Raw genomic sequence first — 23,485 nt, 5'->3', positions numbered from 1 at the left:
CTGGCTTTTAACACACTGTTGAGTTCTAAAGAAACGGACGCGTACACCATCGCCCTGACCCGACCAAGCGGTCCGGCCACAACTCCGGGGCGTTCGTTTTGTTTTATTCTGTTCTTTCGTTGTGCCTTTATTCTTTCAGGCCCGCTTTTTCGTGTCAAACCGACCCGATCCGGCTTACCTGTTTCAGAATTTACAGCCTCCCCTTTCGGGGCAACCCGTCTAACTTACTCGATCGTCCGATTCGTGTCGAATCGGGCCCCTTTGGGGACAAAGATCCCGTCAGGATAAAGATCGTCAGAGAGGGTTCCGAGGCCCCGGCGTCACCGCCGTCTCCCTCGGGTGCTGGTGAACTTTATGAACCCCGACCCCCGTCGTCAAATCAACCGCGCCGTCCGGGGGAAAACCGATTGCCCGGAGAGGGCGGCGGACCGCACGCTGGCGTGGTGGTGATTCTTGAGGCCGTGGCGCTGGCGAAGAGGTTCGGTTCGGTGGCCGCCGTCCGGGAGGTGAGCCTCAGCGTGGAAGCGGGCCAGATCGTCGGCCTGCTCGGCCCCAACGGCGCGGGCAAGTCGACGACCCTGCACATGCTCCTCGGGCTGATCACGCCCGACAGCGGAAGCATCCGCATGTTCGGCCTGGACCTCGCCGGCAACCGGACCGAGGTGCTCAGCCAGATCAACTTCGCCGCGAGCTACGTCGACCTCCCCGGTGTCCTGCACGTGCGCGAGGTGCTCGACGCCTTCGCCCGGCTGTACGGAGTGCGGAAGCCGAAGGTCCGGGTGGAGGAGGTCATCGAGCTGCTGGACCTGGGCCCCCTGCGCAGGCGCCGCGTGATGGAACTCTCCTCCGGCCAGCGCACGCGCGTGCAGCTGGCCAAGGCCCTGATCAACGAGCCGAGCCTGCTCATCCTCGACGAGCCCACCGCCAACCTCGACCCCGACGCCGGCGACCGGATCCGCAACCTGCTCGTCCGGGTGGCCACCGAGAGCGGGCGCGCGATGCTCATCACGTCCCACAACATGCAGGAGGTGGAGCGGATGTGTCACCGCATCCATTTCATGTCCGAGGGTCGGATCGTGGCCAGCGGAAGCACCACCGAACTCACCGGCGTCTACGGCGCGCAGGATCTGGAGGAGGTCTTTCTCAAGGTGGCGCGATCATGACGATAGCCCTTCCTCCGCTCAGCCTGGCCGCACGCAGGCGGCGGATCAGCGGTGTGGTCTTCCGCGACCTGGCGGCGCTGCGCCGCAGCCCGGTCCGGATGTTCGAGATCGTCTTCTGGCCCACGATCGAGTTGTTCGTCTGGGGCTTCGTGACGTTGTTCCTGCAGTCGCAGCGCGTGCCGTTCGTCGCCGTCTTCCTGCTCGGCGCGGTCCTGCTGTGGCAGGTGCTCCAGAAGGCCAGCAACGAGATATCGATAGCGTTCCTCGAGGACATCTGGAGCAGGAACTTACTGAACGTCCAGGTCAGCCCGCTTTCCAATGTCGAGTACGTGATCGGGTTGATCGTGTTCTCGTTCGGCAAGGTCGTCTTCGCAGTCGCGATCATGTCGGGGCTGGCGCTCGGCCTCTACGGGTTCGGCGTGACGAGCATGGGCGCGGGGATGGTGCCGTTCATGGCGCTGCTGCTGGTGATGGGCTGGTCCCTCGGCCTGGTGGGAATCTGCGCGGTGCTGCGGTTCGGCGAGAACGCCCAGGTGATCGCCTGGTCCCTGGTCTTCGTGGTGCAGCCGCTGGCCGGCATCTTCTACCCCGTCGAGACGCTTCCCGGCCCTCTCCAGGCCATCGCGGGGTTCATACCCGCGACCCACGTCTTCACGGGCATGCGAACCGTGCTGAACGGCGGCACCGTGCCCTGGGAGAGCCTCGCCTGGGCGGCGCTGCTGGACGCCGTCTACCTCCTCGCCACGCTCGGCCTGTTCGCGTGGGCGCTGCGCCATGCTCGCGTACGCGGCCGGCTGTCTCGCTTCGGCGAATGACGAACGGCAAGCGGCGAACAACGAACAGCGAACGACAGGCGACAGGCGACAGGCGACAGGCGACAGGCGACAGGCGACGATAAATCAAGAGCACGGGGAGGACAAACAGCTCACCGGACAGTGAGCAGGATGTCGTGACACGCGCGCTTCGGGGAAAGCCGCTCCGGGAAAGTGAGGGAGGGAGGCGAGGGGCGGGGGCTCTGTAGGATGCCGGGGATCTCGGGGACGTCGGCGAAGATGCGCGGACACGCCAGGCGCGCGGCGCTCCGGTTGCTGCGGGCCCGCAACGCGAGGCGGGCGCGGCGCGCTCCGGCCCCCGACACCGGAACGGTCCGCATCCTGCTGCAGCACGCGTACGGGATGGGCGGCACGATCAGGACCGTGCTCAACCTGGCGGGGCATCTGGCGCGCGAGCGCGACGTGGAGATCGTCAGCGTGGTCCGGACGGCGAAGGAACCGTTCTTCCCCATCCCGCCGGGCGTGCGGGTGTCGTTCCTCGACGACAGGACCGGGCGGCGGGGGCCGGTGGCACGGCTGCTGTCGCGGCTGCCGAGCGTCCTGATCCCGAGGCAGGAGAACATCCATCGGGCGGTCTCGCTCAGGACGGACCTGCTCATGGTCCGCTTCGTGCGGTCCATGCGCTCCGGCGTGCTGATCTCCACCCGGCCGGGGTTCAACCTGATCACCGCGCTGTTCGCGCCGCCGGGCGTCATCACCGTCGGCCAGGAGCACGTGGCCCTCGACCTGCACGCCCCGGAGGTCGTCCGGCTCATCAAGCGGCGCTACGGCAGGTTCGACGCCTTCGTCACCCTCACCCAGACGGACCTGGAGCACTACCGCAGGGCGCTGAAGGCGCCCCCGGGACGGCTGCTGCGCATCCCGAACGCCGTGACCGCGCTGGCCGGTGACATCTCGAAGCTGGACGAGAAGGTGGTGATCGCCATCGGCAGGATGGTGCACGCCAAGGGCTTCGACCTGCTGGTCAAGGCGTGGAAGCCGGTGTCGGAGGCACATCCCGACTGGGTGCTGCGCCTGTACGGGCGCGGCAGGCCCGGGGCCGAGCGAAGGCTCCGCGACAGGATCGAGGAGGCCGGGCTGTCGGACACGATGCTGCTCATGGGCAGTTCGCCGGAGATCGGCGTGGAGCTGGCCAGGTCGTCCATCCACGTCGTCAGCTCGCGCTACGAGGGGTTCAGCATGACGATCCTGGAGGCGATGAGCAAGGGCGTGCCGGTGGTGAGCTTCGACTGCCCGCACGGTCCCGGGGAGGTGATCGTCCACGAGCACAACGGGCTGCTGGTCCCGGGGAGGAGTCCGGCGGCGCTCGCGGAGGCGCTCCGCCGGTTGATCGAGGACCGGGAGCTGCGCCGCGAGCTCGGCGGGAACGCCGTGCTCACGGCCTCCGGCTACGGTCTCGACACCATCGGCGCCCGCTGGGACGCGCTCCTGGCGGAGCTCGGCGACAAGCATTCCACCGGTCACGAACGTCATTCTCCTGACCAGGCATAAGAGGATACGTACCCAATTAACCGATCAAACTCCGGTAATCTGCCGCTCATCTTCAGGAGGTGGCAGGTGGCCGAATCCGGCGCCTTTGCGGTACCGGGCTACGAGGTGTCCGGGGTGCTCGGCCAGGGCGGCTTCGGGATCGTCTACCGGGCCAGGCAGCTGGCGGTGGAGCGCGAGGTCGCGCTCAAGGTGGACAACCGGGTGCTGGTCTCCGAGCGGGACCGGCGCCGTTTCATGCGTGAGGTGACCTCGGCCGGCGCCCTCTCCGGTCACCCGCACGTCGCCCATGTCTACGACGCGGGGGTCCTGCCCGACGGCCGGCCGTACATGGTCCTGGAGTTGTGTCCCGGCGGGTCGTTGCTGGACCGGATGCGGGCCGAGAAGCGGCTGCCGCCGGCCGAGGTCGCCGACATCGGCATCAAGATCGCCGACGCGCTGTCGGCCGCGCACGCCGCCGGGGTGCTGCACCGCGACATCAAGCCCGCCAACATCCTGATCAACCGGTACGGCAATGCGGTGCTCTCCGACTTCGGCCTGGCCACCATGCCGTCCTCGGGCGGCGAGGCGTCGGTGACCAGGGAGTCCCTCACCCCGGCCTACGCCCCGCCCGAGGCGTTCGAGCTGACCGAACCCGCCGCCGCGGGCGACGTCTACTCTCTCGCCGCGACGCTGTACGCGCTGCTTTCCGGGCGCCCGCCGCGCTTCCCCGAGAGCGGCGTGGTCAACATCGCGGTCATCATGGCCCTGCACCGCCTGCCCGTCCCCGAGATCCCGGGGGTGCCACCGGAGCTGACCGCCGTGCTCAGGGAGGCCATGGCCACCGACCCGGCGCGCCGCACCCCCTCGGTGTCCGCGCTGCGCGACGCCCTCACGGACCTGCGCCTGGAGGGGGGTGGTCCGGCCCGCCGGTCCCCTGTATCGCGTCCCGCCGCCTCTCCTCCCTCTGCCCCGGTTCCTGCCTCTCCCTCGGCTCCGGCCGCGGGCCCGGCACGCACGCCGCCGTACGCGGAGCCCCCGTACGCGTCGTCGTACGGCGCGCCGGCGGCGCGGGGCGGGCCGGGCGGGGAGGTGGTGCGGTCGCATCTGACGTCGCCGGGCCTGAAGGGGCTTTCCAGTACCCGGTCGCCCGCGGCGGCCCCGGCGCATCCCTCGTCGTCGAACGTGCGGGTCTTCGTCGCGGTGGCCGTGGCCTTCGCGATCCTGCTGATGGCCGGGGTCGGGCTCATGTACGTCGAGAACCGCGACCAGACCCCGTCCACCGGGCAGCCGTCCGGCTCGCGGGCCCTCCAGAGCTCCGGCGCCCTCCAGGGTGGTGGCGAGGACGGGAGCGCGGCCCCGGAGGCGTCCGCGTCCGCGGCCCGCGGGGTTCCCGAGGTCGCCACGGTCACGGCCGCCTGCCCCGCCGCGGCGGTGGCGGGCGCGGGAGCCGCGTGCGTGGCGGAGCCCGAGTGCTGGGGCAGCCTCGCCGCGATCACGAGCGACGCCACGACCAAGCGGACCGGCTGCGCGAAGTCCCACTTGTGGGAGACGTTCGCGATCGCCCCGCTGCCGCAGGACTCCCTCACCCACGATCTGGCGGCCCTGGAGCGGCATCCGACGGTGAAGAAGGTGTGCACGACGCGGATCATGCTCGCCTCCCGGTACGGCGACGCCCGCAGGATCGGGCAGGCCAGGTGGCGGAGCATGGTACTGCCGCCCTCGAAGGAGCAGTTCCAGGGCGGCGCGCGGACCTATCGCTGCCTGGGCGGAGTCCTCGGCTCGGACGCTCCGGGAACCCTGTTCCGCCACTGACCCTCTGCCCCTCTGCTCCTCCAAGGCCCCGCCGGGAATCCTGTTCCGCCGCCGGTTCTCAGGTGATCCTCCAGGCGTTTCACGGCTCCGTGCCGGGTTTCCGGAATGCCGGGTTTCCGGAATCCTGCCCGGCCATCGCCCCCGCGGCAGCCCGCGGCTTCGCGCCGGGTGCCGGACGCCTCCTCCCCGCTCCCGCCGGACGCGGGAACCTCGTGGGGACGGGCGGTTCGCGGATCCGTACGGCGCCGGGGCCCTCTCTCCCGGGACCTCTTGACGGCTTTGATCGGCGGTGGGTGCAGACTGGCATTCTTGGACACGACAAAGGGGTGTCAGAGATGACCCAGGCTCAGATCGGTGTGACAGGACTGGCCGTGATGGGGGCGAACCTCGCCCGCAACCTGGCCAGGCACGGGCACTCGGTAGCGGTACACAACAGGTCCCAGCACAGGACCAAGGCACTGATCGAGGAACACGGGGACGAGGGAACCTTTGTCCCCTGCGAGACCCCGGAGGAGTTCGTCGCCGCGCTGGAGCGGCCCCGGCGTATTTTGATCATGGTCAAGGCGGGTGCGCCCACCGACGCGGTGATCGAGGAGTTCGCCCCCCTGCTGGAGCCGGGCGACATGCTCGTGGACGGTGGGAACGCGCACTTCGCCGACACGCGCAGGCGCGAGGCCGCGCTGCGCGAGCGCGGCATCCACTTCGTCGGCGCGGGGGTCTCCGGCGGCGAGGAGGGCGCGCTGCTCGGGCCGAGCATCATGCCCGGCGGCTCGAAGGAGTCGTACCAGGCGCTGGGCCCGCTGCTGGAGGACATCGCGGCGAAGGTGGACGGCGTGCCCTGCTGCACGCACATCGGCCCCGACGGCGCCGGGCACTTCGTGAAGATGGTGCACAACGGCATCGAGTACGCCGACATGCAGCTCATCGCCGAGGCCTACGACCTGCTCAGGCAGGGACTCGGCCGGACCCCGGCGGAGCTCGCGGACATCTTCGCGGAGTGGAACGAGGGCGAGCTGTCCTCGTACCTGATCGAGATCACCGCCGAGGTGCTGCGCCAGGTCGACGCGACCACGGGCAAGCCGCTCGTCGACGTGATCGCCGACCGGGCGGAGCAGAAGGGCACCGGCCGGTGGACGGTGCAGATCGCGCTGGACCTGGGCGTTCCGGTGAGCGGCATCGCCGAGGCGGTGTTCGCCCGCTCCCTGTCCGGCCACGCGGACCTGAGGGAGGCCGCGCGCGGCCTGCCGGGCCCGTCGGGCGTGCCCGCGGGGGCCGTCGGCGACGAGTTCGCCGAGGACGTGCGGCGGGCGCTGTACGCCTCGAAGATCGTCGCCTACGCCCAGGGGTTCGACCAGCTCAGGGTCGGCAGCGCCGAGTACGGCTGGGACCTCGACCTCGGCGCGCTGGCCACGATCTGGCGGGGCGGCTGCATCATCCGCGCCGTCTTCCTCGACCGCATCCGCGAGGCGTACGCGGCGCGGGAAAAGCCGGTCACGCTGCTCGCCGCCCCGTACTTCGCCGACGCGCTCACCCTGGCGCAGGACTCGTGGCGGCGGGTGGTGTCGAAGGCCGCCGAGCTGGGCATCCCGGCGCCCGGCTTCTCGACCGCGCTGGCCTACTACGACGGGCTGCGCGCCGAGCGCCTGCCCGCCGCCCTGATCCAGGGCCAGCGTGACTTCTTCGGCGCGCACACCTACGAGCGGGTGGACCGCGAGGGCTCCTTCCACACCCTGTGGTCGGCCGACCGCACGGAGGTCGAAGGCTAGCCGGCAACCCCCGGGGGCGGCGGAGTTCCGCCCCCGGCCCTGTCCCGCTCCCCTGGATGCCCCGTCTGTCCTGCCCCGGCCCGGCGCCGCGTGTTCAGGAGAGTTCGGGGAGCAGGGCGAACGCGTGGTCGGCGGCGGCGACGGCCGACGGGTAGGTCCCTTCGGCCGTCGCCCCCCCGACCAGGGTCAGCCAGTTGCGCCGGGCCAGCACCCGCTGCGTGGCGAGGACCTGACCGGCGACGAGCAGCGCGGTGAGCTCGTCGGTGTCCTCGGCGAGCGCGGCGGCGAGAGCCCCCTCGTCGAGAGCCATGTAGTGGAGCACCCGGGCCGCCAGGCTGGGCGTGGAGAAGACCATCCGGTGGTAGCCGAGCACCTCGGGATGGTCGTTGAGCCCCGTCACGGGATCGCGCCGATCGAGCCCGGCCAGGAAGTGCCGGTGCAGCGCCGCCAGCGGCCTCTCGCCCGCCCCGCGCTCGCGGACGACCCGGGCGGCCTCTCCCTGGTGGTCGGAGATGCGGTGCAGGACGAGGTCCTCCTTGGTCGGGAAGTACTTGAACAGGGTCGGTTTGGAGACCCCCGCCGACGTCGCCACCTCGGCGACCGACACCTCGTCGAAGCCGCGCTCCAGGAAGAGCGTGATCGCCGCCGCCGAGATCGCCTCGTGGACCTGCTGTCTCTTGCGTTCCCGGAGTCCTGTCACGCGTTCCAACCTAACAGAAGCACAACTCGGTCAATATCTTAACCAAGTTAAGCTTTTTTGAGGATGAGGTGCCACGACCGGCACGGGACTCGACGGCGAGCGGACCTGTCCGGCGGAGCGCGATGCGGCGGTTTTCGCATTAAATGCACCTTTTGCCCGTTATCAACATTCGATGACCTGCACTTTAATGCTGGAATTCGCTGGAATTCAGGGGAGGCTGGTGGAACTCCTGTTACGCTCCGAGCCGTGAGTGATCCACTGGACGCGCTGGAACGGCGAATAGCCGACCTCCGCGCCGAGGTGCGGCGGGCGGTCAAGGCGAGGGAGAACTCGCTCGCCCGGTCGCTGCGCGGGGATCTGCGCAGGGCCGAGCAGGCGTGGGACGCGGCGATAGCCTCCGAGGCCCCGGCACCGGCGAACGAACCCGAGACCTCGCTGCTGCCCATCAGGGAGCAGGTGCACCAGGCGCTGACCATGCTGGGCGTGCCGACGCCGGCCAGGCTGATCGTGGCGGTGAACGACGCCTTCTTCTCCCGCGAGCTGCGCGGCTCCCAGCTGACCAGCCTGCGGCGCGACGAGGAGCGCTCGTTCCGCGGTGACCCCTACGCCAGGCCGTACTACCTGTGCGCCGCGCTGACCGACCGCCTCTCCCCCGCCCGGGGGCTGCTCGCCGACAGCACGTGGCCGCCCGAGCTGCGGGTGCTGGGACCGCTGAGCCCGCGCGTCGACTTCCTCACCTCGGCCGTACGCGTCGCCGAGCAGCTGACCCGGCTGGCGGAGCCGCCCCCGGGGGCGGTGCGGCTGCTGTCGCGGATGGCGCAGAACATCCCGGGGGCCGTCGAGGGGTTCGCCCCGGCCGACCCGGCGACCGCGATCCGCGCGGCGCGGGCCGAGCTGGAGGTGCACCTGGCCGCCGACTCCGCGCAGCGGGCCGAGGTGGCGGCACGGGCGACGAGGCAACTACCGGACGTGGAGCGCCTGTTCGGCGCCACCGCGATGAACACCTTGAGGGGGGCCTGTTGAAGACCAGGCTGGACGGGGAGACCGGCTCATGAACAAGCTCAGGGAGAGGTCCTTCCCGAACAGGCTTGACGAGCTGCGCGGGCCGATGCCGTCCCGCCCGCACGACGCGAGGGCCATCGCGGCGCTCGCCGCCAACCCCGGCTGCGCGCGCCGGGCGTTGATGGACGCCGCCGGTGTCGACAAGGACCTCACGGCCCGGCACGTCGGATTCCCCGCGCCGTTCGGCCAGTCCCAGTTCGCGATCAGCCGTGGCAACGTGTTCGAGGCGCTGGTGAAGGAGAACGGCTGCGCCGAGCTGCTGCGGCTGCTGCGCGACCTGCTCGGCCTGGCCGTCGCCCAGGTCGGCTACCAGGACGTGGAGAGCGTCGGCTCCCACCTGCGCCACTCGCACACCCGGGCGCTGATCGACCGCGCGGCGCGCGAGGACGACGGGACCGCGGTGTTCTACGACCATCCGCTGTTCAGCCTGCAGATCGCCGGGCACACCTCCTACCTGGAACCGGACGTGGTGGCCTTCCAGATCGGAGGGCGTTTCCACATCGTCGAGATCAAGTCGTTCGGTGTGATCGACGGCCAGGCCGAGCCGGACAAGGTCGCGGCGGCGGCGCGGCAGGCCGCGGTCTACGTCCTGGCGCTGCGCACGCTCATGGCCGACCTCGGCCACGACCCGCAGCGTGTCTCCCACGACGTGGTCCTCGTCTGCCCGGAGAACTTCGCCAACCGCCCGACGGCGGCACTGGTCGACGTGCGCAAGCACCTCTCGGTGCTCACCCGTCAGCTCACCCGGATGACCAGGGTCGAGCACCTGCTGGAGGGCCTGCCCGGCGATCTCACCTTCGATCTGGCCCCCGGCGAGGACGGCGTGCCGACCCGCTCGGCGGAGGAGCTCGCCCAGGCGCTGCTCCAGGTGCCCGCCCGCTACGCGCCCGACTGCCTGTCCACCTGCGACCTGTGCATGTTCTGCCGTCACGAGGCCCGCGCCTGCGGGTCCACCGACCTGCTCGGGCGCCAGGTGCGCGACCAGCTGGGCGGCGTCTCCGGCATGGACGAGGCGCTCGGCCTGGCCGAGGGCACCCGCGAACCGGCCGAGGGGCAGGAGGAGATCGCCCGCCTGCTCCGGCTGGCGAACCGGCTGCGCGAGGAGTCGCTGCGGTGAGGACGGGCGCACCGGCCGCACGGGACGTCACCGCGACGGACACCGGCACACCGGCCGCACGAGCCGTCACCATGGCGGAGACCCGCGAACCGGCCGCGCGGGACGTCGCCGCGACGAGGACCGGTACACCGGGCCCGGCCGGGTCCTCGCGGCGGACGGAGGCCGGCAGGTGAGCACGCTGACGGCGCTGGCGCAGCTGCGTGCCGTCAGGGACGGCATCGCGCAGCGGATCACCACGGTCCGGCACTGCCACATCTCCGCCCAGCCGATGGTGCTCATCCCGCTCAAGCTCGCGGGCGAGGCCGCCGCGCCGCTGGCCGCCATGGTGGGCACCGACCCGGCTCACCCCCGGCTGCTCATCGTTCCCCAGCCTCGCAACCGGGACCTGCGGTTCGCCTTCGCCGCCGGGCTGGCCGAGGTGCTGCTGCCGTACATCGAGGGGTTCGAGAAGAGCACCGAGACGGTCGAGCGCAGGGGCGGCGAGCCGTACGAGCGATGTCTGGACGCGCCGCAGATCCTGGTGCCGAACCGGCCGGCGGCCTCGTTCGCCGGGCTGCTGGGCCGGTCCACCCGGTTCCGCCGGGCCGACGGCCCCTACCCGGTGCATCCTTCGGTGCCGCTGCTCGGCCGGTGGCTGACCTACTTCGGCGACCGGTCGCGGCAGCCGGGCTCCTCGGTGCTGCTCGCGGCCACCGAGGCGCTGAGCCTGCACTGGGCGACCGGGCAGAGCGGGCTGGAGGACGCCAACCTGGCGGCACTGCTGGGGTGGATCGACCCGCCGCCGGGAATGTCCGGACGCCGGGCGGCCGAGGAGGCCGAGGACCCGCTGCTCTGGCCTCCGGCCGGTCCCGCCACCGACCCCGGTTTCGACAACGAGGTGCTCGGCCCCGCGATACGCGCCTACGAGGAGGCGCCGACCGATCGCGCCGTCGACCGGATCGCCCAGGCGCTGCGCACCCAGCTCGACCCCACCTGGCGGCTGATGTGGCGGAGCGTGGACCTGCTGCGTTCCCTGCCCGAGGGGTCGCGGGTGAAGGACCGCTGGGAGATCGACCGCGGGTCGTTCACCCGGTTCGTCGAGCGGATCGCCGAGGGCGGGCCGCCTCAGGCGCGCAGGGACGGGGCGGTCGGCGCCGCCGCGCGGCTGGCGGGCCTGGAGCGGGCGCGGGCGAGCTACGACGTGCAGCGGGCCCACGACGACCCGCTGCTCATGGCCGAGTACCGGCTGAGCGGTGAGGCCTTCGCCGGGACGGTGACGTCCGCCGACCCCGAGCACAGCGAGGGCGAGGGCCGCTCACGCAAGCTTCGCCCCCTGATCACGGTGCGGACCGGCGACCCGGTGCGGCTCGCTCCCGGCACCACGGTCGGCAGCCCCGACCGGCGCGGCCACGCCGCCGAGATCGTCGAGATCGCGGACGGCGAGATCACCCTCAAGGTCACCAAGGGGATGGGGCGGGGCAGGACACCGGCCCCCGGCTCGGTGCCCGAGCCGGGCGAGCGGGTCTCGTACACCTCACTGACCGACGACTTCCAGTCGTCGGCGGCGCTGCCCGACCCGGAGCAGACGCCGTGGACCCACGGCGGGCCCCCGCAGGAGTACGAGCCCAGTGACGACGACGCGCAGGAGGAATGGCTGTGAGCGTTCACCGGATCCCGCGTCGCCGGGCGGTGTCCCGGCCGGTCGCGCGCGCTCCTCGCGGGGCGGGCCGTGAAGGGGGTGCGGCATGACCCCGCAGCAGGAGGCGGCGGCCGTGGTGGAGGCCGTGCTGGCCGACCTGCCCCGCCACCGCGGCGTGGTCGTGGACTCGCCGCCGGGCGCGGGCAAGTCCACGCTGGTGGTGAGGGCCGCCGGGCACATCGCGGAGACCGGCGAGCCGCTGATGATCGTCGCCCAGACCAACGAGCAGGTCGACGACCTGGTGGAGCGGCTCGCGGCCGAGCACCCCGACCTGCCGATCGGCCGCCTGTCGGCGAGCGGCTACATCACGCCCGCCCGTATCCTCGCCCGCCCCAACGTCTCGGTCGCGGGCAAGCTGCCCGACCTGGGAGACCCGGCCGTGGTGATCGCCACCGCCGACAAGTGGGCCTGGATCGGCGACCGCACCTGGCCGTGGGCCATCGTCGACGAGGCGTACCAGATGCGTTCGGACAAGCTGCTGCGCATCGCCTCGCTGTTCGAGCGGGCATTGTTCGTGGGCGACCCCGGTCAGCTCGACCCGTTCTCGATCGTGGACGGCGACCGCTGGGCGGGCCTGTCGTGGGATCCGGTGCAGAGCGCGGTCTCGGTGCTGCTGCGGCACAACCCCGACCTGCCGGTGCACCGGCTGCCGGTCTCCTGGCGGCTGCCGGCGTCGGCGGCGCCGGTGGTCTCCGAGGCGTTCTACCCGTTCACCGGCTTCCGCGCCGGGACGGGCCCCGACGACCGGTCGCTGGAGTTCACCGTCAACGGCATGCGCACCTCCCACGACCGGGCGCTGGAGGAGGCGGCCGTGTCGGGCTGGGCACTGTACGAGCTGCCGAGCCGCCACACGGTGCGCACCGACGCGGAGGCCGTGGCGGCGACCGCGTTCCTCGCGACGCGGCTGCTCCAGCGGGGCCCGGTCGCGCACTCCGAGCGCGGCAGCCATCCCGTCACGGCCGACCGGATCGCCATCGGCGCCGCGCACCGCGACCAGGTCGCCGCGATCAGGGCCGCCGGGGTGCCGCCGGAGATCACGGTGGACACCGCCAACCGCCTGCAGGGCCGGGAGTACGACGTGACGATCGTCCTCCACCCGCTCTCCGGGCGCCGCGACGCCACCGCGTTCCACCTGGAGTCGGGGCGGCTGTGCGTGCTCACCTCCCGGCACCGCCACGCCTGCGTCGTGGTGGCCAGGGCGGGCATTCCCGAACTCCTGGACGCCCACCCGTCGTCCGAGCCGGTCCAGCTCGGCGTGCCGGTGAAGTTCCCCGACGGCTGGGAGGCCAACCAGGCGGTCCTGGCCCATCTCTCCAAGCACCGGGTGACCCCGGACGGATGAGCGCTCTCCGCGCGGTCAGATCGTGCGCCGCCAGACGTCGATCGCCAGCACCTGGCGCATGCCCACCGAGAGGTAGAGGTCGAGGGCGGGCGTGCTGTTGTCGGCGTCGACGTGGAGACAGGTGCCGGCCCGCCCGCGGCGGGCGTCGTCGGCGAACGCCCCGCGCAGCATGAACCGGCCCAGGCCCCGGCCCCTGAAGGCGGGGAGTACGGCCAGCCGGCGCACGTAACCGCAGTTCTCGTCGCCGAGGAAGGCGTTGGTCCCCAGCAGCATCGCCACGGGCTCGCCGTCGAGGCGGGCGACCGCCAGCTGCGCCCAGTCGGTGCTGACCGAGGAGTCCAGCTCGCCGTGCCACTCGTCGTAGTCCTTCGGGACGAATCCGAAGTGCTCGGCGAAACCGGCCTGCTCCACGGCGTGGCCCTGGCGGCGCACCTCCTCGGTGAGCCCGTGGTGCACCGTGATCCCGGCCGGGAGCTCGGGCCGGGGCACCGTCCCCTCGTGGTCGGCGCGGAGCCGGATGAAGCCGGTGGCGGCGGCGAAGCCGCGGGCGGCGGCGACGGCGCGCTTGCCGCTGTCCTCGCGGTAGAGGCCGATGTCCACCACTGCCCGGTCGTGACCGAGCTCGGCGGTGATCTGCCCGGCCCGCTCGGTCACGGTGTCCCAGAGCGGGCCGGTCAGGTCCGGCGTGGCGGGGTGCACGACGACGTCGACGTCGACGTTGTCGCTGCCGCCCTTGCGGCAGGCCCAGGCCCACGCCACCAGCCGCCCGGTCTCGTCGTGGACGAGCCAGCCGTCGGACTCCGCGTCGAAGGCGGAGTCGTTCAGCTGGTCGGCGACGTCGTCCAGGGTCATGTCGGCCTTGCCGATCACCTGGGTGTCACAGAGCGAGATCAGCTCGTGGATCTCGCGGGCGTCGCGGGCCAGGGGCCGCCGGGTGACGTACCCGGCGGCGGGGATGGTTGTCTTCATGCCGCCATCGTGGCGGGGGCGGCTTGGGGATCGCTGGGCCGGGACTTGGGGCCCGTCGGCCAGGCACCGGGACCAGAGTCAGGACCTGGACCTGGACCTGGGACTGGGCCTCGAGCCGGTCGGCCGGTCAGTCGAGCGCCGGGACCGGGGTCTGGGCCTCCTCGGAGGTCTCGGGCCCGCCGCGCAGCGGGACCTCCTTGATGAAGGCCGCCAGCAGCGGCACCACGACGGCGAACAGGATCGCCCACCAGAAGACGCTGGAGACGGACTCGGCCAGCGACTCCAGGAAGCCGACCCGCACGTTGGCGGGCATCTCGTGCAGCGCGGCCGGGTTGAACTGGGCACCGCCGGAGGCGAGCTTCTCGCCCGCGGCGCCCAGCTTGCTCTCCAGGCTCGAGGTGAGCTGGTTGTTGAAGACCGCGCCGAACAGCGAGACGCCGAACGATCCGCCGATGGAACGGAAGAAGGTCGAGGCGCTGCTGGCGACGCCGAGGTCCTTCTGCTCGACGCTGTTCTGGGCGATCAGCATGGTGGTCTGCATCAGGAAGCCCATGCCGAGGCCGAGCACCGCGATGAACACGCCGGTCTGCCAGGCGGGGGTGTGGACGTCCATCAGGGAGAGCAGCCACATGGCGAGCGCCATGCCCGCGCCGCCGACGATCGGATAGATCTTGTACTTGCCGGTCTTGGTGATGGCGCGGCCGACGAAGAGCGAGACCACCATGGCGGCGCCCATCATCGGGAGCAGCAGCAGGCCGGAGTTGGTGGCACTCGCCCCCTGGACGGTCTGCTGGAACAGCGGCAGGAAGTTGATCGCGCCGAACATGGCGAAGCCGAGCAGGAAGCCCACGCCCGAGATCAGGCTGAAGTTGCGGTCGCGGAAGACGTTGAGCGGCATGATGGGCTCGGCCACGCGGCGCTCCACCAGGACGAACAGCACCAGCGTGACGACGGCGAGCCCGGCCAGGCCGATGATCTGCCACGATCCCCACGCGTAGTCGTTGCCGCCCCAGGTGGTGATGAGGACCAGTGCGGTGATGCCGACCGAGAGCAGGGCCGCGCCCAGCCAGTCGATGCGGTGCTCGGTGCGGAGTTTGGGCAGCCGCAGCTTGACCACGAGCAGGGCGAGGGCGGCGAACCCGACGGGCAGGTTCACGTAGAAGGCCCAGCGCCAGTCGAGGTGGTCGGTGATGAACCCGCCCACGAGCGGGCCCGCGATCATCGCGAGTGACATCACGGCGGCCATGATGCCCTGGTACTGGCCGCGCTCGCGGGGCGGGACGAGGTCGCCGATGATCGCCATGGCGTTGACCATGAGGCCCCCGGCCCCCAGGCCCTGGAGCGCGCGGAAGGCGATGAGCTGCGTCATGCCGTTGGAGGGCCCGCCGAGCATCCCGGAGCCGGCCATGCCGCAGAGGGCGGAGCCGATCATGAAGATGACGATGGAGGTGAGGAAGATGCTCTTCCTGCCGTACAGGTCACCGATCTTGCCCCAGATGGGGGTCGAGACGGTGGTGCCGAGCACGTAGGCGGTCACCACCCAGGACAGGTGTGTCAGCCCCCCGAACTCGCCGACGATGCGGGGCAGCGCGGTGCTGACGATCATGTTGTCGAGCATGGCCAGGACCATCGCGAGCATCAGGCCCGGCAGCACCACCATGACCTCGCGACGCCGCGCCGGCGCGGCCGCGGTCTCCTTCACTTCTTGCCCCCCATTGAGAAATCCTTGTAGATCTTGCTTACTTGCCGACCGGCTAGCATCGGCTATGCTGGAATGTAAGCCGCTTACTTGCCGGCCGTCAAGTTAATTTCTCGGTAAGGGAACCATGAGGGAACACGCCGACACACGGACGCGCATCCAGGAGATCGCCCTGAAGCTCTTCACCGAGCAGGGCTACGAGGCCACCTCGCTCCGCGAGATCGCGGAGGCCCTCGGCGTGACCAAGGCGGCGCTTTACTACCACTTCAAAACCAAGGACGACATCATCGCCAGCCTGGCGGAGGACCGGGTGAGGTCGATCGAGGAACTCGTCACCTGGGCCCGGTCCCGGCCGCGCACCGACGAGATGCGCGAGGAGCTGATCCGCCGCTACTCCCACGACCTGTACCGGGGCAGGCACCGCGAGGTCATGCGCTTCTTCGAGCGCAACCAGACCTCGCTCAAGAACCACCCGACGATGGAGAAGACCCGCGAGCGGATGTTCGAGCTGCTCGCCTTCCTCGTCGACCCGGAGGATCCCCTGCCCGCCCAGCTCAGGCACTCGATGGCCCTGTTCGCGCTGCACGCCTCGCTGTTCATGCTCAGGGACGAGTCGATCACCGACGAGGAGCGCCAGGCCGCCGCCCTGGAGGTCGCGCTCGACCTCGCCCGCCGGTGAGCGTGCTCATCGACCCGCCCAACTGGCCGGGTCCGCGCGGTCTGCTCTGGTCACACCTGGTCAGCGACAGCTCGACCGAGGAACTGCACGCCTTCGCGGAGTCGCTCGGCGTGCCGCGCCGGGCGTTCGACCGCGACCACTACGACGTTCCCGAGACCGTCTACGAGCGGGCCGTCGCGCTGGGCGCCGAGGCCGTGTCCTCTCGCGAGATCGTCACCCGTCTCATCGCCTCCGGGCTCCGCCGGCGCAAGGTCCGTCCCGGTACCGCCGGTTCTCGCATGGATCCCGATCCTTCGGGCATGGCATCCCTTTGATGACATCACCGCACGTCAACGGAGGAGACGACATGCTGAACGGCAAGACGATCGCGTTCCTCGTGGCCCCGGAGGGCATCGAGCAGGTCGAACTCACCGAGCCCTGGCAGGCCGTCAAGCAGGCGGGAGGGACCCCCAGGCTCATCTCCACCGAGCAGGGCCGGGTCCAGGGGTTCAACCACCTCGACAGGGCCGACACCTTCCCGGTGGACGCGACGGTCGAGGAGGTCTCCGCCGCCGACTTCGACGGGCTGGTGCTGCCGGGCGGCGTCGCCAACCCCGACTTCCTGCGGACCGTGCCGGAGGCCGTCGGCTTCGCGAAGGGGTTCTTCGACGCGGGCAAGCCGGTCGCGGCCATCTGTCACGCGCCCTGGACCCTGATCGAGGCCGACGTCGTGCGCGGCCGGAAGGTCACGTCCTGGCCGAGCCTGCGGACCGACCTGCGCAACGCCGGGGCGACCTGGGAGGACCACGAGGTCGTGATCTGCTCCTCGGGCCCGAACACCCTGATCACCAGCCGCAAGCCCGACGACCTCAAGGCCTTCTGCCAGGCCGCGACGGACGCCTTCTCGGGCTAGCGTCCTTCGATCACCGGAGCCGGGGGGGGGTCTGCGACCCCCGCCCGGCGGACGTTCCGCGCCCGGAGCGAATCCTCCGCACATCCGATTGCCTGCCACGTACGCGGCACTTTGCCATGTGTTGCCGTATTCCAGGGACACGATCACCCATCCTCGATTAGGACGGGTCGCCCAGGGCAAAGCTCCTACACATCACTGCGAAAGGAGGGGACCGTGGAGGCCACGATCGCGTTGCGTCTGCCGCGTGACGCCGCGAGTGTTCCCGTGATCAGGCAACTTCTCGACTCCTCGCTCCAGGCCCTGGGCGTGGTGCCGCAGATTCGCGAGGACATCCAGCTCATGCTCTCGGAGGCCTGTTCCAACGTCATCCAGCATGCCACCCCCAGTGACGACTACATGGTCAGCACCGAGCTGACCAGGGACCGCTGCGTGATCAAGGTGGTGGACGCCGGCAACGGCTTCGACTTCTCGGAGACCACCTCCCCCGCCCCCACCTCCGAGCACGGCCGGGGACTGCTGATCATGCAGGCCCTGGCCGATGACATCCGGTTCGTCAAGCGGCAGGAGCGGGGCTCGATCGTCTGCCTGGAGAAGACCCTGCGCTTCGTCGAGGACGCCCCCGGGCTGTCACTGCTCCTCAACGAGGAACTTGAGCTCCAGGAGGGCGTCCCTGAGATAGTCGGTGACGGTCCACACGTCGGGAACCATCTCCCTGCAGGCGATCACGCCGACGTCAAGTGAGCCGTCGTAGGAGAAGACCGTGATGTTGATGCCGCCGCTGGCGTCGGTCACGACGGAGACGGGGTGGTACGAGAGGAGCCTGGCGCCGCTCACGTAGAGGGGGAGCTGCGGGCCGGGCACGTTGGAGATCACCACGTTGATCGGGCCCGCACTGCCGGCGAACAGGTTGAAGGCCGCGCGGGAGGCCAGGCCGGTCAGCGCGGAGGGCATCATGTCGCTGAGCTGCTGGAGCCAGCGCGCCGGGGCGAGCGACGAGCGGTCCTTGATCAGGCGCATGGCGTCCCGCACCGCCAGCAGCCGTTCCACCGGGTCGGCGATCTGCGTCGCCAGAGTGGTGATCATGATGCTGACCTGGTTGCCCGCGCTCTGGTCGCCGGGAACGCGGAGCGAGAACGGCACCCCCGCCACGAGGGGCTGCTCGGGCAGCGCGTCGTGCTTGAGCAGCCACTGGCGCAGCGCCCCGGCGCACAGGGACATCACCACGTCGTTCACCGTGACGCCGAAGGCGTTCTTGACCAGCTTGACGTCCTCCAGCGGCAGGGTGGTGTACGCGAACCGCCGGTGCGCGCTGATCCTGCCGCTGAAGGGGGTGCGGGGAACGGTCATGCGGGGCATCGCGGGCACCTCGGCGGCCCCGGACCCGGACAGATAGGTGGCCAGGTCCCTGGTGAGCCGCGAGACCAGCCCCGCCCCGGGCACCTGGGAGATCAGCGGGATCTCGTCGAGGTGCGGGACGGCGTTGATCAGGAACCGTATCGTGTTGGCCGGGTTGACGACGGCCTTGGCCAGCCCCCTGACGACCATCTCCCCCGTGTCGATCTCCTCCTCGGGCTCGGCCGCGGGCGCCAGCCGGACCTCGGCGGGCTCGGGTGAGGTGTCCAGCAGGCTGGCCAGCACGTCGGCACCGGTGACGCCGTCGACCGCGGAGTGGTGGACCTTCATGTAGAGGGCCGTACGGTCGCCGCGGAGGCCGTGGATCAGGTACATCTCCCAGAGCGGGCGGCGCCGGTCCAGCCGGCGGGCGTGCAGCCTGGCCACCTGCTCGCCCAGCTGCTTGTCACTGCCCGGCCGGGGCAGCGCGATCTCGCGCACGTGGTAGTCGAGGTCGATCCTGGAGTCCTCGGTCCAGTACGGGTGGTCAAGTCCGAGCGGGACGAAGGCGAGCCTCATCCGGAAGGGCGCGGCCAGGTGGAGCCGGTGGGCCAGCAGCGACACCAGGTCACCGCGCGACAGCCCACCGGACAGGATCGCGAGTCCCCCGATGTTCGCGACGTTCGTCGAGGTCTCGAAATTCAAAAACTGCGTGTCCACCGCACTGAGCTGCCGCACCGTCTACCTCCGGGATGTCGTTCTCCCATCCTGCTCCCGCGAGGTCCCCAGAGCCAACGCGGCCAGCGCCACCAGGAAGACTACGGACACAAGGATCAACGACAGCGGGATGAGCACGAGCACGACGACGACGGTCATGATCTCGCTGATCAACTGCGGCACCGGAGAGCTGTGCCCTGATTACCGGGCCGTTACACCGCGTTCCAGCGACAGAGCTTCAGCGCGAGATGGAGTTCTAACCTGTGGGTTCCGTTCTTGAGGTTACGGCCGGTCAGCTGCTCGATTCTGGCGAGGCGGTAATAGAGGCTGGTGCGGTGCAGGTGCAGCAGCCCGGCGGTCTCCTGCGCGTCTCCCCCGCTGTCCAGATAGGTCTCCAGGGTGGTGAGGAGCGCCGGATGCTCGCGCAACGTGTCGAGCGGGCCGCCCGCCGCGCCCGGCCGGCCGGTGAGCGGCTCGGCGAGCAGCCGGTAGACGCCCAGGTCCGGCCAGTGGGCGACCGGCCGCAGCGCGCGTTCCGCCGCGGCGGCCCTGGCCGCGGTCAGCGCCTCCTCGTGCGCCCGTACGGCCGACTCCAGCCCCGGGTGCGGCGCGCTGACCCCGACGCCCACCTTGATCCTGGCGGCCAGCCGCTCCCCCAGCGCCGTCGCGTCCTCTCCGCGGTTCAGCAGCAGCACGGCGTGGCGGTCCAGGATCGTGAAGGCCGGCGGGCGGCGCACCCTGGCCAGCTCGGCGCCGACCGCCTCGCGCAGGCCGTCCGGGTCGCCGCGCAGCGCCAGGACGCGCAGCGGCCCCTCGCCGAGCACGCCCGCCGCACGCCGCACGCCGATCTCACCGGTGAGCAGCTGGCTCAGGGTGTGGGAGCTGCCTCCGTCGTCGAGGAGGGCGGCGATCGCGGCGGCGTCGCGTACGGCCCTGTCCCGCTCCTGCGGGCTCAGCGGGCCGTGCCCCTCGATGATCCAGAGGTAGCCGACGCGGCGGTCCTGGTGGAGCAGGGGCACGCAGAGCCGGGCCGCCATCCCCAGGTCAGGATTTTTCGGGATACGCACCGGATCGCGGGTCGCGGTCACCCCGTGCGCCTCCTGCCAGGCGCTCACCTCCGCGGGAACGGACCGCGAGAGGATGGCCTGGGCCCTGACCTGATCGACCTCCCCGTGGTGGGCGCTGTGCGCGACGACGCGGCCCTCCAGGTCGTCCACGGACATGCCCCGGCCCACCGCCACGGCCAGTGATTCCAGCAGGTCCTGGACATCATCCGCTATCACGGTCTGATCCTACATATGTAGGAAGTATCTCCGGCGTCGGAACGATGACTCGATCTGGCGCGAGCCGTAGCGTCGCACTTGTTCATTTCGGGGAATCCGCCTCGCGAGAGTCGGGAAGTCCGTCTCGTGAGAGCCGTCCGATCGCCCGGTGAAAGGAGCCTCGTGGAGGAGCGCAGCCGCGTCGCCCCGTGGGCGCCCCCGCGGGCACAGCTGCGCCTGGCCGAGATCGAGGCCGAGGTGGACGGGCTGGGACTCGACGCGGTCGCCCGGCTGGTCGAAGCGGTGCTGGCCGAGCACCGCGGCCGCCTCGACGAGGACGGCGTGGTGCTGTACGCGGGCACCAACACGATGAGCGCGCGTGCGAGGGCCGCGCACGAGATCTCCCTGGGCTGCCGCCCGTCGATGGGCTGGCCGGGGGACAAGTACCAGACAGGCCTGGACGAGCTGGACGTGCTGGAGGTGCTCGCCCCGCTCCAGGTCGCGGCGCTGATGGGCGGCGAGTTCGCCGAGGTGCGGCTGCAGAGCGCCACCCTGGCCAACCTCGCCTGCTACAGCGCGTTCGCCCGCCCCGGCGACACGGTCGCGGTGCTGCCGGAGACCGCCGGGGGCCACGCCGGCCACCACGCCCAGGGCGCCGCCGGGATCCGGGGCCTGCGGGTGGCCGACCTGCCCTACGACACCGGGCGGCTCGACGTCGACCACGCGGCCCTGCCGGCGTTCCTGCGCGAGCACCGGCCCGCGCTGGTGGTGATCGGTGCGAGCCTGATGCTGTTCCCGTACGACGTCGCGGGAGTGCGGGCGGCGTGCGACGAGGTGGGGGCCCTGCTGGTCTACGACGCCTCGCAGGTGGCCGGGCTGATCGCGGGCGGCCGGTTCCAGCGGCCGCTGGACGAGGGCGCGCACCTGGTGACCATGTCCACCTACGCGTCCTTCGGCGGCCCGCCGGGGGCGGCCGTCGTGACCCGCGACGAGGATCTCGCCCGCCAGGTGGCGGCGGCCGCCCATCCCGGCCTGACCGCCAACTACGACGCCTCACGGCTGGCACCGCTGGCCCTGGCCGCCGCCGAGCACGCCGCGGGAGGTTCCGGGTACGCCGACCGCTGCGTCTCCAACGCCGTGGCGCTGGCCGCGGCGCTGGACGGCGAGGGTTTCACCGTGGCCGCCGCCCACCGGGGCTGGACCGTCTCCCACCACGTGGCGGTGGACGCCGCCGCGTTCGGCGGCGGGGACGAGGCCGCCCGGCTGCTGGCCGAGGGCGGCGTCTACCTCAGCGGCGTCCACCTTCCCGGGCAACCTCCCGGTGAGCCCGCGCGGGGCCTGCGGATCGGCACCCAGGAGGTGACCCGCCGCGGCTTCGGCCCGGAGACCATGGGCGAGGTGGCGGTCCTGATGCGCCGCCTGCTCGTCGACGGCCAGGCCCCCGCCACGGTCCACCGGGACACGGTGGCCCTGCGCCGCGCCACCCCATGATCACGGACCGGCCCGCTCGACCCCCGGGGGTCCGCCCCCTGGCGGGCCGGTCCGCCCATCGCCACTCCCCCTGACAGGCGGACCGGCCCGCGTCCCCCCTGGCGGACCGGTTCGCCGCCTTCCGCCCCACCCGCGCGCGTCGCCTCCTCCGGACGGGTCACCTCCCCGCCCGGCGTCGGGGACGCGCGCGGGTGGCGGCCGGAACCTGCGAGCCCGGCTCACACCTGGGGACCGGCTGACCCCGGGGGAACGCGCGGATGGCGGCCGGAACCGGGTCAGACCGCGCGGTGGTACTGGTCGGGCCAGCGGGCTCCGGCGGAGCCGAGCTCACGGGCGGCGAGGTTCGGCCAGTAGGGGTTGCGGAGCAGCTCGCGGCCCAGCAGGACGGCGTCGGCCTGGCCCGAGGCGATGATCTCCTCGGCCTGCCGGGGCCGGGTGATCTCACCGACCGCGCCCACCGGCAGGTCGGTCTCGGCCTTCACCCTGGCCGCGTACGGCACCTGGTAGCCGGGCCCCGCGGGGATGCGCGCCCTGGCGACGTTGCCTCCGGTCGAGGCGTCGAGCAGGTCGACGCCGTGGGCGAGCAGGTCCTTGGCGAAGCGGACGGTGTCGTCCGCGCTCCAGCCCTCGCGGTCGTCCGCGGGGTCCTCCGCCAGCCAGTCGGTGGCCGAGATGCGGAAGAAGAGGGGAAGCTCGTCCGGCCAGACCGCGCGGACCGCGTCGACGACCCGGAGCGCGAAGCGGGTGCGGTTCTCGTACGAGCCGCCGTACGCGTCGGTGCGGTGGTTGCTGAAGGGCGACAGGAACTCGGCGATCAGGTAGCCGTGCGCGCCGTGGATCTCGGCCACCTGGAAGCCCGCTTCCAGCGCCCGCCGCGCCGCGGCGGCGAAGTCGTCCACGATCCGGTCGATGTCGCCGGCGCCCAGCTCCGTGGGAGTGGGGTGGACGTCGCTGAAGGGGATCGGGCTCGGCCCGACCGGCTGCCAGCCGTGCTCGCCGGGGCCGGTGGGCGCGCCGCCCTGCCAGGTGCGGCGGGTGGAGGCCTTGCGCCCCGCGTGCGCGAGCTGGATGCCGGGCACGGCGCCGTGCTCCAGCAGGAAGCGGGTGACACGGGTGAACGCCTCCCGCTGGCGGTCGTTCCAGATCCCGAGGTCGGCCGGGCTGATGCGTCCCTCCGGCGCCACCGCGGTGGCCTCGGTCAGGATGAGCCCGGCGCCGCCCACCGCGCGGGCGGCCAGGTGGGACAGGTGCCAGTCGGTCGGCACTCCCTGCTCCGGTCCCTCGACCGCCGCGGAGTACTGGCACATCGGAGCCATCCAGACCCGGTTGGGGATGGTGACGGACCTCAACGTCAAGGGCTCGAACAGGGCGCTCACGGCCGTACTCCTTCTCGGGAGGGATCTCGGGGACGGCGCCCCGGCTTCACAACTAATACGATAGTCTACGTACTACGACAGATGTCAAACTACGACCATCTTCGTACAATCGATCCGACCCACAG

21 protein-coding genes are annotated in these 23,485 nt (G+C 71.3%); 14 read left to right on the top strand and 7 right to left on the bottom strand.

What is annotated here, in order from left to right; genetic code table 11:
• The first annotated feature begins 443 nt into the window (after positions 1-443).
• The 5 genes from AB0G15_RS37050 (at position 444) to gndA (ending at position 7,044) form a co-directional block, all read left to right on the top strand.
• Entirely contained in the window at positions 444-1,163 is a 720-nt protein-coding gene (locus tag AB0G15_RS37050) for an ABC transporter ATP-binding protein (RefSeq protein ID WP_362849400.1), read from the top strand.
• Entirely contained in the window at positions 1,160-1,978 is an 819-nt protein-coding gene (locus tag AB0G15_RS37045) for an ABC transporter permease (RefSeq protein WP_362849397.1), read from the top strand. Before AB0G15_RS37050 ends, AB0G15_RS37045 begins: the two co-directional genes overlap by 4 nt.
• Before the next feature lie 237 nt (positions 1,979-2,215).
• Positions 2,216-3,487: a glycosyltransferase family 4 protein gene (locus tag AB0G15_RS37040; RefSeq protein ID WP_362849394.1), complete on the top strand. Its 1,272-nt coding sequence runs from the start codon at positions 2,216-2,218 to the stop codon at positions 3,485-3,487.
• Between the two features lie 66 nt (positions 3,488-3,553).
• The gene (locus AB0G15_RS37035) at positions 3,554-5,278 is read left to right on the top strand and encodes a protein kinase (protein ID WP_362849391.1); all 1,725 of its coding nucleotides are present in this window, start codon (positions 3,554-3,556) and stop codon (positions 5,276-5,278) included.
• 335 nt (positions 5,279-5,613) lie between these two features.
• The gene (gene gndA / locus AB0G15_RS37030; protein ID WP_362849388.1) at positions 5,614-7,044 is read left to right on the top strand and encodes an NADP-dependent phosphogluconate dehydrogenase; all 1,431 of its coding nucleotides are present in this window, start codon (positions 5,614-5,616) and stop codon (positions 7,042-7,044) included.
• Between the two features lie 94 nt (positions 7,045-7,138).
• Here gndA and AB0G15_RS37025 read toward each other — a convergent pair whose 3' ends face one another.
• The gene (locus tag AB0G15_RS37025) at positions 7,139-7,744 is read right to left on the bottom strand and encodes a TetR family transcriptional regulator (RefSeq protein WP_362849385.1); all 606 of its coding nucleotides are present in this window, start codon (positions 7,742-7,744) and stop codon (positions 7,139-7,141) included.
• 246 nt (positions 7,745-7,990) lie between these two features.
• Here AB0G15_RS37025 and AB0G15_RS37020 point away from each other — a divergent pair, with 246 nt between their 5' ends.
• The 4 genes from AB0G15_RS37020 (at position 7,991) to AB0G15_RS37005 (ending at position 12,943) form a co-directional block, all read left to right on the top strand.
• Complete coding sequence (locus AB0G15_RS37020) at positions 7,991-8,767, top strand: hypothetical protein (protein ID WP_362849383.1); 777 nt, start codon at positions 7,991-7,993, stop codon at positions 8,765-8,767.
• Between the two features lie 28 nt (positions 8,768-8,795).
• Positions 8,796-9,923 (top strand): hypothetical protein, encoded by a 1,128-nt coding sequence (locus AB0G15_RS37015; RefSeq protein ID WP_362849379.1) that lies wholly within the window; start codon positions 8,796-8,798, stop codon positions 9,921-9,923.
• A gap of 169 nt (positions 9,924-10,092) precedes the next feature.
• Entirely contained in the window at positions 10,093-11,562 is a 1,470-nt protein-coding gene (locus tag AB0G15_RS37010; protein ID WP_362849376.1) for a hypothetical protein, read from the top strand.
• 85 nt (positions 11,563-11,647) lie between these two features.
• Entirely contained in the window at positions 11,648-12,943 is a 1,296-nt protein-coding gene (locus tag AB0G15_RS37005) for an AAA family ATPase (RefSeq protein WP_362849374.1), read from the top strand.
• 15 nt (positions 12,944-12,958) lie between these two features.
• Here the strand turns inward: AB0G15_RS37005 and AB0G15_RS37000 are convergent, their stop codons facing one another.
• Together AB0G15_RS37000 and AB0G15_RS36995 are read right to left on the bottom strand one after the other, a co-directional pair.
• Positions 12,959-13,912: a GNAT family N-acetyltransferase gene (locus AB0G15_RS37000; RefSeq protein ID WP_362849372.1), complete on the bottom strand. Its 954-nt coding sequence runs from the start codon at positions 13,910-13,912 to the stop codon at positions 12,959-12,961.
• A 127-nt stretch (positions 13,913-14,039) separates the two neighbouring features.
• The gene (locus tag AB0G15_RS36995) at positions 14,040-15,614 is read right to left on the bottom strand and encodes an MDR family MFS transporter (RefSeq protein ID WP_362849370.1); all 1,575 of its coding nucleotides are present in this window, start codon (positions 15,612-15,614) and stop codon (positions 14,040-14,042) included.
• 124 nt (positions 15,615-15,738) lie between these two features.
• Between AB0G15_RS36995 and AB0G15_RS36990 the strand changes: the two genes are divergently transcribed.
• From AB0G15_RS36990 to AB0G15_RS36975, 4 genes are all read left to right on the top strand, one after another.
• Positions 15,739-16,290: a helix-turn-helix domain-containing protein gene (locus AB0G15_RS36990; RefSeq protein WP_362849367.1), complete on the top strand. Its 552-nt coding sequence runs from the start codon at positions 15,739-15,741 to the stop codon at positions 16,288-16,290.
• Positions 16,287-16,604, top strand: a complete 318-nt coding sequence (locus tag AB0G15_RS36985) for a DUF4031 domain-containing protein (protein WP_362849364.1) — start codon at positions 16,287-16,289, stop codon at positions 16,602-16,604. The genes AB0G15_RS36990 and AB0G15_RS36985 overlap by 4 nt, the downstream gene beginning before the upstream one ends.
• Before the next feature lie 32 nt (positions 16,605-16,636).
• The gene (locus AB0G15_RS36980; RefSeq protein ID WP_362849361.1) at positions 16,637-17,182 is read left to right on the top strand and encodes a type 1 glutamine amidotransferase domain-containing protein; all 546 of its coding nucleotides are present in this window, start codon (positions 16,637-16,639) and stop codon (positions 17,180-17,182) included.
• Positions 17,183-17,395: 213 nt separating this feature from the next.
• Entirely contained in the window at positions 17,396-17,923 is a 528-nt protein-coding gene (locus tag AB0G15_RS36975) for an ATP-binding protein (protein WP_362686652.1), read from the top strand.
• Here AB0G15_RS36975 and AB0G15_RS36970 read toward each other — a convergent pair.
• The 3 genes from AB0G15_RS36970 to AB0G15_RS36960 are packed head-to-tail and all read right to left on the bottom strand — an operon-like array spanning position 17,810 to position 20,514.
• A complete protein-coding gene (locus tag AB0G15_RS36970; protein WP_362849358.1) occupies positions 17,810-19,252 on the bottom strand; it encodes a wax ester/triacylglycerol synthase family O-acyltransferase in 1,443 nt (480 codons plus the stop codon). The genes AB0G15_RS36975 and AB0G15_RS36970 overlap by 114 nt on opposite strands.
• A gap of 3 nt (positions 19,253-19,255) precedes the next feature.
• Positions 19,256-19,414, bottom strand: coding sequence for a hypothetical protein (locus AB0G15_RS36965; RefSeq protein WP_362686646.1), 159 nt, complete (start codon positions 19,412-19,414; stop codon positions 19,256-19,258).
• Positions 19,415-19,443: 29 nt separating this feature from the next.
• Positions 19,444-20,514, bottom strand: coding sequence for a helix-turn-helix domain-containing protein (locus AB0G15_RS36960; protein WP_362849355.1), 1,071 nt, complete (start codon positions 20,512-20,514; stop codon positions 19,444-19,446).
• Positions 20,515-20,676: 162 nt separating this feature from the next.
• Between AB0G15_RS36960 and AB0G15_RS36955 the strand changes: the two genes are divergently transcribed.
• Positions 20,677-21,984, top strand: coding sequence for a glycine hydroxymethyltransferase (locus AB0G15_RS36955; RefSeq protein ID WP_362849353.1), 1,308 nt, complete (start codon positions 20,677-20,679; stop codon positions 21,982-21,984).
• Between the two features lie 275 nt (positions 21,985-22,259).
• Here the strand turns inward: AB0G15_RS36955 and AB0G15_RS36950 are convergent, their stop codons facing one another.
• Positions 22,260-23,360: an NADH:flavin oxidoreductase/NADH oxidase gene (locus AB0G15_RS36950; protein WP_362849349.1), complete on the bottom strand. Its 1,101-nt coding sequence runs from the start codon at positions 23,358-23,360 to the stop codon at positions 22,260-22,262.
• Between the last annotated feature and the right edge of the window lie 125 nt (positions 23,361-23,485).

Source organism: Streptosporangium sp. NPDC023825 (assembly GCF_040639575.1).
Lineage (GTDB): Bacteria > Actinomycetota > Actinomycetes > Streptosporangiales > Streptosporangiaceae > Streptosporangium.
Note: the sequence above shows the minus strand (reverse complement) of the source record. Positions and strands in the feature narration are given on the sequence as shown.